The organism is Embleya sp. NPDC020630 (genome assembly GCF_044334985.1).
Lineage (GTDB): Bacteria > Actinomycetota > Actinomycetes > Streptomycetales > Streptomycetaceae > Embleya.
Genome location: NZ_JBIRUB010000028.1, coordinates 39,333 through 52,896, shown reverse-complemented (window position 1 = coordinate 52,896; position 13,564 = coordinate 39,333). Strand labels below are relative to the sequence as shown.

Genomic DNA, 13,564 nt, shown 5'->3' with positions numbered 1-13,564 from the left:
AGGTTCATGGCCATGACGAATCCGCCGATGATCGCTCTCCAAGACGCGATGAAGAAGTACGACGACGGCCCGCCCGCGCTGGCCGGTGTGACCTTGTCCGTGGCGTCCGGTGAGTGCGTGGCGATCCTCGGCCATTCCGGCAGCGGGAAGTCCACGCTGCTGAATCTGATCGCCGGTCTGGACAAGCCGTCCAGTGGCACCGTGACCGTTGACGGCATCCGCGTCGACCGGCTCGGTGAGGCCGGTTCGGCGAAGTACCGCCGGGCTTCCATCGGCATGATCTTCCAGTTCTTCAATCTGCTCGACGACCTGACCGTGTCGGACAACGTCATGGTTCCGGCGCAGCTGGCCGGGATGGGCAAGGGCGAAGCGAAGCGGAGGGCAGTCGAGCTGCTCGGTTCGCTGGGCATCGACCGGCATGCCGAGGCCTACCCGCAGCGGCTGTCCGGCGGGCAACGGCAGCGGGTGGCGGTGGCCAGGGCGCTGATGAACCGGCCGGCTCTGCTGCTGGCCGACGAGCCGACCGGCGCGCTGGACTCGCGCTCGGCCGAGGACGTGCGCCGGCTGCTGATGGACCTGAACGACGAGGGACAGACGATCTTGTTGGTTACCCACGATGTGCAGCTGGCCGCCGCCACCGCGCACCGCACCATCGAGTTGGTGGACGGTGCGGTCGCGCGGGACGTCGTCAACAACGGCAGCGGCGCCGGCCCGGCCGCCCACACGTCGCCGACCCGTCCGGCGGGAGCGGTCGGATGACGCTGCGCAAGCCGCCGATGCCCCGGCGCCTCTTCGAGGCCGGATTCCACGCCATGGCCCGCATGCTGCCGGCGGTGAGCCGGTGAGCGCGCTCGGCAAGGTCGTACGCTCCGGCGTCGGCCGGCGTCGGCTCCAGTCCCTCGTCATGGCTCTGACGACGTTCGCCACGGTGACGTCGTCAGTGCTTTGCCTCGGTCTGCTGACCGTCGTGCAGGCCCCGTTCGAGCACGCCTTCAAGGCCCGGAACGGGGCGCACCTGGCGGTCCAGTTCGACAGTTCGAAGGCCACGGCCGCGCAGGTCGCCGCCACCGTGCACACCACCGGCGTCACCGAGGCGGCCGGACCGTACCCGGTCGTCGCCGCCCTGGACACGATCGTCGGCACGGACTGCCCCAAGAAGGATTTCGCCGGTCGCGACAACCATCCGATCACCGTAACCACCCGGCCCGACCCGGGGAGCGCCTCCGGGATGGACCAACTCGTGCTGACCCGGGGGCGCTGGCCGGCCGGCCCGGACGAGATCGCCCTGCCGGCGCAGAACTATGCCTACGCCTGCTTCGGCTCCTCGGTGGTGTTCTCCTCCCTGCCGGGCAAGCCGTCGTTCAAGGTCGTCGGCTTCGGCGGCTCGGTGACCAGCAGCGCGACCGCCTTCGCCACCGCCGACGGTTTCGCGCGGCTCACCGCCGCCGGTGCCAAGTCCGACGAGCAGATGCTCTACCGGTTCGCCAAGGCCGGGACCGACGCCGACATCGCCGCCGACAAGCAGGCGATCGCCGCCGCCGCGCCGGCCGGCTCGGTCGAAGCCGGACAGTCGTACCTGACCGCGGAGCAGCAGGCGACCGGCAACGCCAAGGCCTACGTGCCGTTCCTGATCGCCTTCGGGATCCTCGGGATGTCGATGTCGGTGCTGATCATCTCGATCGTGGTCAGCGGGGCTGTGGCCTCGGGAATCCGGCGCATCGGGATTTTGAAGTCGCTGGGCTTCAGCCCTTCGCAGGTGGCCCGCGCCTACACCGCGCAGGCCATGATTCCCGCGATACTCGGCGTGGTGCTCGGCACGGTGTTCGGCAATTTCCTGGCTGTACCGATCCTGGACGGGGCCGGCAAGCAGCTCGGCGGGGCCGGTGCCACGATCCCGTTGTGGGTCAGCGCCGTGGTGCCGCTGGGCACGCTGCTGATCGTCGGCGTCACGGCTTTGGTCCCGGCGCTGCGGGCCGGCCGGATGCCGGCGGTGCGGGCTCTGGTGGTCGGCCGCGCCCCCAAGGCCGGGCGCGGCCGGGCGGCGCATCGTCTGGCCTCGCGGCTGCCGCTGCCCCGGGCCGTGTCGCTGGGGCTGGCCCAGCCGTTCGCCCGGCCGGCCCGGGCCGTACTGGTCGGTGCGGCGGTGCTGTTCGGCGTGGTGAGTGTCACGTTCGCGGTGGGGCTGGAGTCCGCATTCAACAAGTATCTGGACAGCAGCACCGCCGGCTTCAACGTCGGGTCGAAGGTCGTGGAACCCGCCGCCGACGTAGACGTGCCCCGGGGTCTCTACGGTCCCAACGACCCGCGCAGACCGCACCTGGATGCCCCCAAGGTGGCCGCCGCGCTCGCCGGGATCCCGGGCACGAAGGCCGCGTTCGGCTGGGGTGAGAGCGGCGCGACCATCGTCGGCGCCCCGCCCGGCGGCGAACCGCCGACGGTGTTCACGGTCACCGGCGACTTCTCCTGGACGGGCATGGAACTGCTGTCCGGCCGCTGGTTCTCGGCGCCCGGCGAGGCCGTGGTCGGCGACAAGCTGGCCACGACGGCGGGGATCCACGTCGGTGACAACGTCGCCGTGGTGCAGCAGAGCCGGCAACTGCCGCTGAAGGTCGTCGGCATCAACTTCGACACCAACGTGGGCGACTATACGGTCATGACGGATGCGGCCACCTTCACCGCCGCCGGCCTGGACCCGCACATCGAGCAGTTCAACGTCGAGTTGGCCTCGAACGTCAGCGGATCGCACTGGTCCGCCTCGGCCGCCGCAGCGCTGACCCCGCTGAACGCCTCGGTCCGGCCGATCTCGAACGGGGGCAAGGCCGTCGTGGTGCTCATCATGGGCACCCTGGTGGCCATGCTCACGCTGATGATGGTGGCGGTCGCCGCGCTCGGGGTGCTGAGCACGGTTGTGCAGGACACCCGGGAGCGGGTTCATGACCTGGGGATTTTCAAGGCCCTCGGGATGACGCCCAAGCAGACCATTGCGATGGTGCTGACCTCGGTGTCCGTCACCGGCCTGATCGCCGGGCTGATCGGGGTCCCGCTCGGCGTCGCGGTGGAGAAGGCGACGCTGACCGCGATGGGGCACGCGATCGGCCGGCACCTGCCGCCGAGCGTGTCCCACGTCTACACCGCAGGGCTGCTCATCCCCCTGCTCGCCGGCGGGATCGTCATCGCCCTGCTCGGCGCACTGCTGCCGGCCGGCTGGGCGGCGAAGACCCGGACCGCCACTGCGCTGCGGACCGAGTAGGACCGAGCAGAGCTGCCTGTCCCGGCATCGGCCCGTCGAGGTCACCGATCCGGATGCTGCGCCTGGTCGACGATCCGAGGAGCCGGGGGCCGACGTTCCACGACGGGCCACGCGGTTCGGCGGCGCCGTAGGCGGTGCCATGGTCGGTCGGGTCGCGCGGGCCGCGACGGGTGGGGGTCGGTGCGGCCTACCCCCACCCGCCCCGGCGCGTTGTGGCGAAGGCGCCTTCGTATGCCGCGATCACCGCCTGGGTGCGGTCGCGGACACCGAGCCTGTGAGGATGCGGGCCACGTGGGTCTTGACCGTTTCCGGGCCCAGTCCGGTGCGTTCGGCGATCTCGGTGATGGCCAGGCCGGCGGTGATCAGGCGCACGACCTCCTGCTCGCGCGGGGTGAGCCGGGCGATGCGGGTGCGCAACCACCCGGCATGTTCCCGCCCGACCCGTGGACAGGCTCGCAAACTCCGTGCCGTCCTGACCACATCGGGACTCGACGCCGGACATCTCTGCCCAGCCCACGCGCAAGCCGTCACGGCAGCCGTGGACAGAGCCGAAATCGCGCTCCGCAGGCAACTGTGACCCGCCGTACGGTCGACCCTTCGCACGACCCCGCGATCCCGGACGACATCACCTGATGACTGTCTGCAGGAAGCCATACACTCCAAGTGATGACATCGAACCCATCCCTCCCGGCGCAGCACCCCCGATGACCTGATCACGAGACCCCGGGCCGAACCCGGAGCCCCCGGCGGTCGGGAGTGTCCCGATCAGCGGTGAGGAAGCCGTCTCGGTCCCGAACCGGCGCGTCGCGTCCGGTACGCGGGGCGTCCTGAACGTCGTCGGCGTCCACCTGTACGCACAGGATTCCCGGGGGCGGGTTCTGCTCGTGCTGGGACGGGGTGGTCGATGTCGAGGCCGTACCGGGCGGCGAACGCGGGTCGGCGGGGGTCGCCGCGTTTGCCCTCGGTGGCGGGCAGCCGGTATGCCCTGCGCTGTTCGTCGGCGAGCAGCACCCGCTCCACGGCCCAACACCGCGTCCGCGCCACCCGGTTCCGCTCGACGTCCTCGCCCGGCAGTCGAAATCACCGACGTTTCTCCGGGGCGTCGCGAGCGTGCGGTGTGAGTCACGCAGCCTGGAGGCGGGTCGAGACGACCATGGCCCGTGCAACAGGTGTGGTGCACGAGGCCGGCCGACAGGTTCACCCGTCCCGAGAGAATCGATCATGCGCCTCGGGTAGCGGGCGGGCGGCAGGTGGCTGCCCGGAGCTGGCGATCGGTTCTGCGGATACACCGGTCCGTGTCGGAGTCCGGTTCTCCGGAGCGTTGGTGCCCGACAGGTTGTCCGCCGTATCCGGGTCGGTTCCCACGGCCTGGTCTGTCGGATGATGTTCGCCGGTGGGACGAGCAGCAGGGTCGGCGGCGAGTCGCATCAACGCGGCGGCCACGAGTGCCGGCGCGTCGTCGGCCGGGGAAGCGGGATCCACGTCCGGGCCGAGGCGTTCACCGCGCGGGGCAAGTTCGACCTCGGCGGCTGATGCCCCGCATGGGATGGGTCGTTGCGGCCGGGTCGCCGCCGTCCGCCATCCCTGCACACCTACTTCGTGCGGGTCGCGGCCCAGCCGGTCCTCGTCCACAACCGGCGGCTACGCGATCGAGGCGATGCTCGCCGAGAAGCGCGCCTGGGAACTGCACATGTTGTGGAAGGGCACAGAGGAGGGCCAGGCGCAACGGGACCGTGGCCGTCATCGGCGTTCGCAACCTCAAGACGGGCGAGATCGAGAACCGCATCGTCATGAGGGCGGACCAACTGACGCCTCCGAAGAAGTGGGATCCGCTGCGCTCGAACGAGAAGTTCGTGCCTCGGCCCAAGACGCCTGTGGGAAAGCGCAATATCCACGCGGAGGAGACGATCTTCAAGTCGTACAACCCGCAAGAGGAAGAGATCGCTTACGGTGGAACGTCGCGAAACGTGTGCCAGGGCATCTGCGCGCTGCTCCTGCGTCAACTCGGCCTGATACTGAGCGGGCCCTTGTTCGGGGGTGGGGACTCGGCCACCGGGTTCCGAAGGCTTTGGCTACCGTGGAGAAACCAGGGGCGATCGTGCGCATCAAGGGCTATCCGCAGCGCTTCGTCGATGCCGAAACGGGCGTGCGGCCGCTCACGTTTCGCGGGATGGACTGGGAGGAGATCGACCTGGAGTTCTGCCTGGGGCTGCTCCAGGTCCAGGAACTGGACGACGAGGACATGTTGGAGAAAGCCCTCGGTTTCCACCGACCGGCGGGGCAGGTCCGGGCGCCCGGGCTCTACGACGAGTCGTACGACGAGTGGGCGGTTTTGCGAATACCGTCCGCCCAGGGCGAGTTGTGCATCGTCTTCCGCGACCTCGAATACGACGCCGGCATCGACTACTTCGTCCGGGAGGACGCCGACAGCGAGGTGATCCACCTCGGGTACCACGCGAACGAGCCGACGTTCGCCGGGTTGAGCTGGGGGGAGACGTCGGCGCTCTTGGACGCGGCCGACAACGCACGCGAACGCGCGGCCCGCACCGTCATGCTCATGCCGATGTGCCACGACGTCGAAGCCGTGGGCCCCTCCCGCCCGGCCTACGAGTCCGCGCTGCGCCACTTCGGCGCACCGGGCCCCCTGGACGAGATCCTGGACGCACTGACCGCCAACGACCCGACGTATCAGCCGACCTGGCGGGAACACGACGGTATGCGCGTCTGCGACCATCCCGACAGTCACCGCAACCCCGACACGAAGCACCTGACGCCGGAACAACACCGCCGCATCCGCCACATCCTCGGTTGACCCCACAACCGTCGGGGTGTGCTTCCGAGCGGTGATTGGTATTCGGGTGGGGTGTGGATCGGGGTGTCGCAGCGTGTGTGGGAACGGTTTGCGGCCGGCGGGGACCTGGGCCGGCGGATGGGGATCGCCGTCGAACGTTGCGGCGACGCCCCAGGCCTGTACCGGTTCACCACGCTGGAACTCGCGTGCCGGACGGTCGAAAGCCGACCCGTTCCCGAAGCCTCCGGCGCCGGCCGCGCTCCCGTGCCAGGACGGCGACGTGCGCGCCGACCGCTCCTGCGGCGCCGGTGACGACAGGCGGCCGTCTTCGGCAGGAACGTCGCCGAGCAGATCGACGGCGACCGCGGCGACCGAGCCGTTGATCGGGACAGTGGTTGCGGCCGGCAGGTTCAGACCTCCGATTCGGCACCTTCGGACACCCCTGGGAACACACCCTCTGCGTATTCGGCACCGAACTCCTCGACACGATCGAACACGACGTCCACCGCATCCTCGGACAACCACGACACCGGCCCCACCTCGTTCGCCAGGCCGGTGAGCCATCCGCGGTGACGCGGGGTGGTCGGGGCGGCACGGATCCCATGCTCCCGTGTCCGGCTCTCGAAGGGTTGTTCCGTAACTGTCGGGGCGTCTGCGGGAATCGGGCTCAGGCTCTTTCGCGGTCCGCTGTCGCTGCCCAGCGGCGGATGTGTGGATCGGGGTGGGCTCGGGCGGATGCGAGTGTGTGTTCGCGTAGTTCGTGCAGGGACGGCGGGTAGGCCGTGGGGGACGTGGGCAGGTTCGGCAGGACACGGTGGTGCATCCGCAGGTCGGTGGTGTCCGCGAACACCCGCATGGATGCCTCGAGCCATGCGGTCCGGGCCTCCTGTGCCTCGTCCGGGGCGGGGTCGCGTACCCCGTCGGGTCCGTAGGCCGGAGAGTGATCCGCGCGCAGGGGAACATGGGCCGTGTACCAGGCCCGCACGGCACCGGCCCGCTCGGCATCCGTGCCATCCCGCAGGTAGTCGACCAGTGCCGCCGTGACGCGGCGGCGCCCGAACGCGTACACGGCCGGCTCGACGAACCAGCGGCAGAAGCTGGGGTCGGGGTCGTGGACGGCAGCCGCCATCAGCGGAGCGAACAATTCGTCGGGCAGACTCGCGCGTTCGAGCAGGGGCTTGCGCACCGCGAGGGCGAGGCGACGGGCCTGATCGTTCGACGTCGTCGCGACGTCTGCGACGCCCAGCAGCCGAGCCACCTCCCTCACGCATGTCGGGAAGGAACGCGGTTGTGTGCCACTGTGCTCGTCTTCGGCCACGACCGCATTGTGGACCGGCCACGTCGGCAGGAGCGGCGCCGGTCCATCGATGTTCGCGCGAGGACATCCACTCGACCCCGGCCGCGATGCCGATGCGCGCCCGGGCGCACCGGACCCGAGGGTACGGAACCGCCGCAGGGGGCACGCTCCGGCGGCGGTTCGGCTTGTGGCGGGTCGCCGTCTGCCGCCTGCCCCCGCTGCCTGGTCGAGGCGCTGCCGTCGGCGACTTCACCCCGTTCGCCGACCCGGTGCCGTACCCGACGGCGCGCGTGGCACCGTGTCGGACGTCGATGCGCGACCGCGGGGGCCGGCAGTCGCGCCGGCCGGGTATGGAGCCTGCGCGGGTGTTCTACGAGGTCACGGGCCGGCCGTCGAGTTCGACGAGCCGGAGTTTTCCGGGCCGGTCCCCGTCGGGGAGTGCGACCAGTTGGTAGACCCAGGTGTGGTGTGCGGTGGTGACTGGGTTGAGCGAGCCGAGTTCGTCGGTGGTGTAGGGGTTGGTCCGGCCGGCCATCGGGCCGTCGAGGAAGACGGCCGTGCAAATATGGAATCGGGGTGTGGGCAGGCGCTCCACCTTGTCCAGGCCGTGACGGGCGGCGAGTTCGACGAGGTCTTCCTAGGTCGGCGCCGGGTCCACGAACACCGCGTCGTGTTCGGGCCGGGTCAACGCGTGACGGCCGTCCGCGCAGACGGGGGTTGCGCTGAGAGGGCGGTTCGTGAATTGATGTCCGTTTCTCGGTAGGGGCAGAACGGGTTGCGGGTCCCGGGGGTTGGGGGTTACGGGGCCTTGGCGAAACTGCCGGAGCCGGCGTCGGTGAGGAGGCCGAGTTTGACGAGGCGTTTCAGCTTGGTGCGGGTGCGTTCGATGTTCTTCGGCAGCGGTTCGTGGTCGAGGGCTTCGCAGACGTCACGGGCCCGGAGCGCGCCGGTGGCCTCGTTGAACACCGCCAGGACGCGGGGATAATCCGGGTGTTCCGGCAGGTCGGGTGAGGTCGGCCGCGTAGGGAGCCGGTCGGCGAGGGCGGTGACGGTCTCGCGTGTGATCGCCAGGTGCTCGATGTGGGCCTCGGTTTCCCGCAGCCGAGTCTGCAGTGCGTCGACCTGGGTGCGGAGGTCGTCGGCCAGGGTTCGTGCGGCGTCTTCTTGGAGACCGAGCGCGTCGAGCAGGGGTCGAATGTTCACGCCGCCGCCACCCGCGGGTCGCGCCAGGTGGGAGTGGTGGTGTCGGTGAGCCGGCGAACCATGACGTGCGTCATCGCCCAATAGACGCGGGAGGCCGAGGACATCGGGCGGTGTTCGTAGTCGCGGACCAGGCGTCGGTGCAGTATCAGGATTCCGTAGGTCTGCTCGACCCGCCACCGTTTCGGCTGCGGAACGAACCCCTTGTCCTGGGGATTGCGTGCGACGATCTCGACGTCGATGCCGAGCTGGGCGCCGTGCGTGACGACCTCGTTCTTGAAGCCCTGATCGACCAGTGCCTTGGTGACGGTGCCGCCGGCATGGTCGGCGACCCGGTCCAACAGGTCGATGCCCGCGGCGTTGTCGTGTGTGTTCGCGGCGAGGACCGTAACGGCGATGACCAGGCCCAATACGTCCACGGCCAGTCCCCGCTTGCGGCCCGGCACCCGCTTCGCGGGATCGTTGCCCGTCGTGGACGCGGGAGCCCCGGCGGCCGCATGGACACTCTGGGTGTCCAGGACCACCAGGGTCGGGTCCTCTAATCGTCGGTCCCCCTCCCTGACCTGGCAGCGCAGGAGTTCGTGGACGATCCGGTCGGTCCCGTCGTCGCGCCACGCGGCGAAGTAGTAGTACGTCGCGCTCTTTTGCGGCAGATCGTGCGGGAGGTACGCCCACTGGCAACCCGTCCGGCCCTGATAGAGGATCGCGTTCACGATCTCTCGCATCGAGTAGTTCCCCCGATGGCCGCTGACGGAACGGTGCCGGGCCTTCCAAGCCGTGATCACCGGCTCGATCAACGACCACTGCTCGTCCGACAAGTCACTCGGGTACGGCTTGCGTTCACTCACTCGATCACATCATCAGATCAACGCCTGTGCACCGGAGGATTCCACTCAACCCCACCCCATCAGGTGACAGAAGAAACACTCAAAAGCGCACGAACCGCCCTCTGAGATCTCCGATGGGTGGGGGCATGGTCCATTCTCCCGCCCGACGGCGCGAACCCGAAGCGAACCGTGACGAGATTTCCCCCGCCCTCGTACGGTTTGCGGTTCCTCGAAGGACAGGTCCGGTGGGCGCCCACCGATGCCCGCATCCGGGTGTCGAACCCCTTTGACGAGCAGGGGAAAAGACTCCTGTTCGTGTGTGTCGCGGCCGTTGAGAAGGTCCCGCAGTCGATCGATGACGAGACCGACGCGATCGAGCACTACGAGCGCCTGCGGGAGATGGCCGCGTTGGCGGTCGGAATCGGGGGCGGTGGAACGCCCGGCCGCGTACACCCGACCCGACCGACCAGCGGTCCGGGTCGTCCCCGCGCACCGCGCCCACCGCCCGCGCCGGCTCGTCCCGACTCGCCGGCCGGGGCAACGCCTCGGCGTCTTCCGGGCCGGCCACATCCACCGCCCGTCCGAGACCTCGGCCGCGACTCGCTCGGCCGCCCATGCCACCGCCGCGGTGTCGTCGGTCGTCCCGGGCGAGGCGATGCCGCGCCACTCGCCCGGATCCGGTTTGCTCGATTCGCCACGGCGCCGACTTCCGCGACCCGCCATGGCCTTGGCACACGATCGTCGCCGGGACGTGGAGCGGCAGAGTCACGGGCCGGGCAAGGGCGGCGCCGGACAATGACCGTCGGCCGGCGGGTGTCGCCGTCACCTGGCCACCTGTCGCAGAACCGGCCACCCCCGCCCGGCTCGAAGCCGGCCAGGACACCGTGATGCACGGATTCTCGAATCCCTCGGGATCGTTTCGACGGCGTGGTCCGGCCGTGGTCGGCGGCGGGCGGCGGCGTCGGTCGGCGCGGGCGTGCGTGGCGGGCGGGCGTCACACGCATGCGAGGTCGCGATCTCGCAGGCCTTCGGTGTGGATGCGGTAGACGCCTTCGTCGATGGCGTGGGAGTACTCGCGGACGACGTCGCGGGCGGCGGGGTGCCATCGGGTGCCGTCGGTCCACACGACGTTCTCCAGGACCTCACGCCTGCGCCCGTCCCCTGTGGCCTGCGCGTCCGCGTGGTCGGGGGCGCGTGAGAGTGTGGATTCGTCGGTGACGGACGGGAGTTCGGGGGAACGGATGCACAGTCGGGCGAGACGAGTGGGTGCGGCGGTGATCGCTCTGGCCTCGGTCGGGGCCGCGGCGGGGTGCTCCTCGGGGGGGCGGGTCGGGCAGGCCGGCCGTGCCCAGCGCGTCGGTCGTGGCGCCGGTACCCGATCCTGCGGTGATCTCCGAGGCCGAGGCCCGAGCGGTCCTGGAGCGCTACGACACCGAGAACAACACGGCGAACGCGACACTCGACGGCGACCGCCTCGCCGGGGTCGAGGGCGGCGAACTGCTGGAAGGGTCACTGGCGTCGTACCGCGCCGACCGGGCACGCCCGGACCGGGAACCGTACAAGCCGTTCACCCACCTGGCCCCGCAGTTCTGGATACCCCGGGCGAGCGGCCATCCCCGCACGTTCGTCGCCATCGCCGCCACCGGTGCCGACAGCGAGGACAAGGCCGTCGTCCACTTCGTCCAGGACACGCCCGGCGCGCCGTGGAAGGCCGTGTTCACCGCCCACGCCCGGGTGGGCGACCCACCCGCCACCGCCCCGAATACACCGATGTCTGGGACCGTTTCGACGCCCGCTTCGCCTTCCGGCCCTGCGTATGCGAGTTTCCAGGGATCACGGAGCCCGCGCCGTCGATCACGTGGAGCCTGGACGCGCTGCGCGACGACCCCGGCGAACGCAACCTCGACCGCCTGGTGGACGTCGTCCAGGACGGGCTCGCCGCCTGCTGCGCGCCGGGGGAGTCGCTGTGGCTCCTGGACTGGCAGCACACCTGCCACCGGCTGCGCCCGGACGTCCCGGAGACCGACATGTTCCTGCCGCGCGTCCTCGAGGGGCGCTCGCGCGAGGGTTGGCCGTTCGGCCCGTATCCGGACGGGGACTATCACGTCTTCCTCGCGCAGGACCTGCGATTCGGCACCTTCGGACACCCCTGGGAACACACCTTCTGCGTATTCGGTGCACAACTCCTGGACGCGATCGAACAGGACATGCAACGCCTGCTGGGACGACCCCTGCGCCGGGACGGGGCACCCGCCGACCGACCCGCCCCGCGGTGACGATCATGTTCTCCAAAGCGCATGCGAGCCCACGGGATCCGCCTCGTTCCCGCCGGTTCAGCGGGTGTCGATTCGCCGCCCGGTGGCCGGTGCGGGGAGGAGATGATCGAGCGATCGGGCGTCGTCGGGGGTCCCGCTGGGAGGAGTCGAGTTGGTGATCCCGATGTGGACCGGACCGCGTGTGGTGCGTGTCGCCGGCGCGGTCCACTGATCGAGTTCGTGTTCGGCGTACGCGTGGACCAGGACGGCGAGTCGGATCTCGTGAGCGGGGGTGAACCGGTTCTCCCGGGCGCCGAGCCGCGGCAGCAAAGCATCGATCGAGTGGAAGCAGCCGTCGGTGGTGCCCGGAGGGAACGTACGGAACATCTCGAGGTACACGTGCCCGTACTTCGTCCGCACCCGCAGCAGGGCCGACTCGTCCAGGACGTGTTCGGCATACTCGTGCAACACCAGGGCGAGTTGCCGTCGGTCGGTGTCGTCGAACCCGGTCATCGCCCCAACATGTCGATGCGCCCCGGGAGCCCGACCCGGGCGGGGTCCGGTTCCCGGCCCGCGCGATACACGGTCGGCGTGCCGCATGGATTGGAGGTCCACTGGGAAGGGCGGGTCCGGTCGCTTCCGGGGGTCGCGGGTGTACGCCGCCGACGCGGGGCGAGCGGTCCGGGCCGGCCCGGCGTGGGGAGGACTTCGGGGCGGCGGTCGGTTCTGTCGAGGGGGCTCGGGCGACTGTGCCGTGGTGGTGTCCTGTCCCCGGTGTGCGGATCGCGTTTGCGCGAGGCGGTGTCGGTGTCCGGTGATACGCATGAGTGCTTGGGTCGGTGACATTCGTGGGAGGCGGCGATCGTGACGCCGGAGGAGCTCGTGTTCGATTACCGGCGGGCGTGTGTGGACGGGGTCGAGGTGTACCAGGGGACCGCGCTGGATGTGCGGGTCGTGGTCGCGGGCCTGCCCAGGGCGGTTCGGGACGGGTTCCTCCTCGGGGAGGTGCCCTGGGGCCGGTTCTCCCACGCGTACGGCTCGGGCGAGGACGTGCCCGACCTCCTGGAGTCGATGCGTCCCGCGGACGCGGACGGGGCGATGCACGCGTGCTCGCTGTTGTGGGGTTCGGTGTGTCATCAGGGCACGATCGGTTCGGTGGCGCCGCTCGCGGTGCCGTTCCTGCTGCGGATCGCCGCGAACCCTCTCGGGCATGTACGGGCGGACGCGTTGGGTCTGGTCGCCGCGGTGGCGTGCCGCAATCACTGGGGCGACGGGTCCCGCGAGCATCTGTTGCGGGTCGCCGACCCCGACGACGAGCCGCGCTTCGACGGGGGCGGCTACCCGCAGAACTGGTCGGTGCGGGCCGGGCGGGACGCGATCGCGGCCGACGCGCACATCCCGATCGCCCTCCTGGACGACCCGGATCAGCAGGTACGGCAGGAGGCGGCATGCGTGGCGGCGGCGTCGTCGGGCCGCGCCGGGGAGTTCTCCGCCGCCCTGCACGAGCGCCTGCGCGTCGAGAAGATCCCCCGTGTGAGGCCGGGTCTGGTCCTGGCGATCGCGCAGTTGGCGCGGGAGCACCGTCACGAGGACGCGGCCGGTTTCACGCATGCATGCTGGACGGACCCCGAACGCCCCGCCGAGGTCCGCGTCGCCGCGGCGCTGGGGTGGCTGTGCCTGGTCGACGACCCGCCCCCCGCCGAGCTGCGTGCGGTCCTGGACGATCTCGTCACGCCCGAACTCGGCCGCCTGATGGCCGAGGTGCCCTGGATAGGGCAGGTCGACCACTACAGAGGCGCCGGACTGACGCGCACCCTTGAGCACATGCTCGGCCCCGCCCGACGCCGCACCGCCTTCCCCGACTCCTGGGGAGGGACCGGGTGGTTCGTCGACGAGCCGCCCTTTTGACCAGTGCACGGGTGACGAGGGTGTCGCGCGCCCGCT

General features: G+C 70.3%; 14 protein-coding genes. 7 read left to right on the top strand and 7 right to left on the bottom strand.

All coding sequences use genetic code 11. The features are described 5' to 3' along the window. Window positions 1-12 precede the first annotated feature (12 nt). Window positions 13-759, top strand: a complete 747-nt coding sequence (locus tag ACH4XV_RS43355; protein ID WP_395799277.1) for an ABC transporter ATP-binding protein — start codon at window positions 13-15, stop codon at window positions 757-759. A gap of 82 nt (window positions 760-841) precedes the next feature. Next, complete coding sequence (locus tag ACH4XV_RS43350; RefSeq protein ID WP_395799215.1) at window positions 842-3,250, top strand: ABC transporter permease; 2,409 nt, start codon at window positions 842-844, stop codon at window positions 3,248-3,250. Between the two features lie 240 nt (window positions 3,251-3,490). On the opposite strand, the gene ACH4XV_RS43345 is transcribed toward ACH4XV_RS43350, so the two are convergent. After that, entirely contained in the window at window positions 3,491-3,667 is a 177-nt protein-coding gene (locus ACH4XV_RS43345) for a LuxR C-terminal-related transcriptional regulator (protein ID WP_395799213.1), read from the bottom strand. A gap of 963 nt (window positions 3,668-4,630) precedes the next feature. On the opposite strand from ACH4XV_RS43345, the gene ACH4XV_RS43340 reads away from it, so the two are divergent. The 3 genes from ACH4XV_RS43340 (at window position 4,631) to ACH4XV_RS43330 (ending at window position 6,820) form a co-directional block, all read left to right on the top strand. Further along, window positions 4,631-4,783 carry a hypothetical protein gene (locus tag ACH4XV_RS43340; RefSeq protein ID WP_395799211.1) on the top strand — a complete coding sequence of 51 codons (153 nt, stop codon included), beginning with the start codon at window positions 4,631-4,633 and terminating at the stop codon, window positions 4,781-4,783. A gap of 544 nt (window positions 4,784-5,327) precedes the next feature. Further along, window positions 5,328-6,062, top strand: a complete 735-nt coding sequence (locus ACH4XV_RS43335; protein ID WP_395799210.1) for a hypothetical protein — start codon at window positions 5,328-5,330, stop codon at window positions 6,060-6,062. A gap of 374 nt (window positions 6,063-6,436) precedes the next feature. Next, window positions 6,437-6,820: a DUF2716 domain-containing protein gene (locus ACH4XV_RS43330; protein ID WP_395799208.1), complete on the top strand. Its 384-nt coding sequence runs from the start codon at window positions 6,437-6,439 to the stop codon at window positions 6,818-6,820. Here ACH4XV_RS43330 and ACH4XV_RS43325 read toward each other — a convergent pair. The 5 genes from ACH4XV_RS43325 to ACH4XV_RS43305 all read right to left on the bottom strand — a co-directional run bounded on the left by ACH4XV_RS43325 (window position 6,709) and on the right by ACH4XV_RS43305 (window position 10,491). Next, on the bottom strand, window positions 6,709-7,308 hold the full coding sequence (locus tag ACH4XV_RS43325) for a hypothetical protein (RefSeq protein ID WP_395799206.1): 600 nt from the start codon (window positions 7,306-7,308) through the stop codon (window positions 6,709-6,711). The genes ACH4XV_RS43330 and ACH4XV_RS43325 overlap by 112 nt on opposite strands. 400 nt (window positions 7,309-7,708) lie before the next feature. Continuing rightward, entirely contained in the window at window positions 7,709-7,933 is a 225-nt protein-coding gene (locus tag ACH4XV_RS43320) for a hypothetical protein (RefSeq protein WP_395799204.1), read from the bottom strand. Between the two features lie 203 nt (window positions 7,934-8,136). Further along, entirely contained in the window at window positions 8,137-8,541 is a 405-nt protein-coding gene (locus ACH4XV_RS43315; protein ID WP_395799202.1) for a hypothetical protein, read from the bottom strand. Next, window positions 8,538-9,386 (bottom strand): IS5 family transposase, encoded by an 849-nt coding sequence (locus ACH4XV_RS43310; protein WP_395799200.1) that lies wholly within the window; start codon window positions 9,384-9,386, stop codon window positions 8,538-8,540. Before ACH4XV_RS43310 ends, ACH4XV_RS43315 begins: the two co-directional genes overlap by 4 nt. Window positions 9,387-10,359: 973 nt before the next feature. Then, the gene (locus ACH4XV_RS43305; RefSeq protein ID WP_380014690.1) at window positions 10,360-10,491 is read right to left on the bottom strand and encodes a hypothetical protein; all 132 of its coding nucleotides are present in this window, start codon (window positions 10,489-10,491) and stop codon (window positions 10,360-10,362) included. Between the two features lie 577 nt (window positions 10,492-11,068). Here ACH4XV_RS43305 and ACH4XV_RS43300 point away from each other — a divergent pair. Beyond that, window positions 11,069-11,641, top strand: a complete 573-nt coding sequence (locus ACH4XV_RS43300) for a DUF2716 domain-containing protein (RefSeq protein WP_395799198.1) — start codon at window positions 11,069-11,071, stop codon at window positions 11,639-11,641. A 57-nt stretch (window positions 11,642-11,698) separates the two neighbouring features. Here the strand turns inward: ACH4XV_RS43300 and ACH4XV_RS43295 are convergent, their stop codons facing one another. Further along, entirely contained in the window at window positions 11,699-12,133 is a 435-nt protein-coding gene (locus ACH4XV_RS43295) for a hypothetical protein (RefSeq protein WP_395799196.1), read from the bottom strand. Window positions 12,134-12,484: 351 nt separating this feature from the next. On the opposite strand from ACH4XV_RS43295, the gene ACH4XV_RS43290 reads away from it, so the two are divergent. Then, a complete protein-coding gene (locus ACH4XV_RS43290) occupies window positions 12,485-13,528 on the top strand; it encodes a hypothetical protein (RefSeq protein WP_395799194.1) in 1,044 nt (347 codons plus the stop codon). Window positions 13,529-13,564 lie beyond the last annotated feature (36 nt).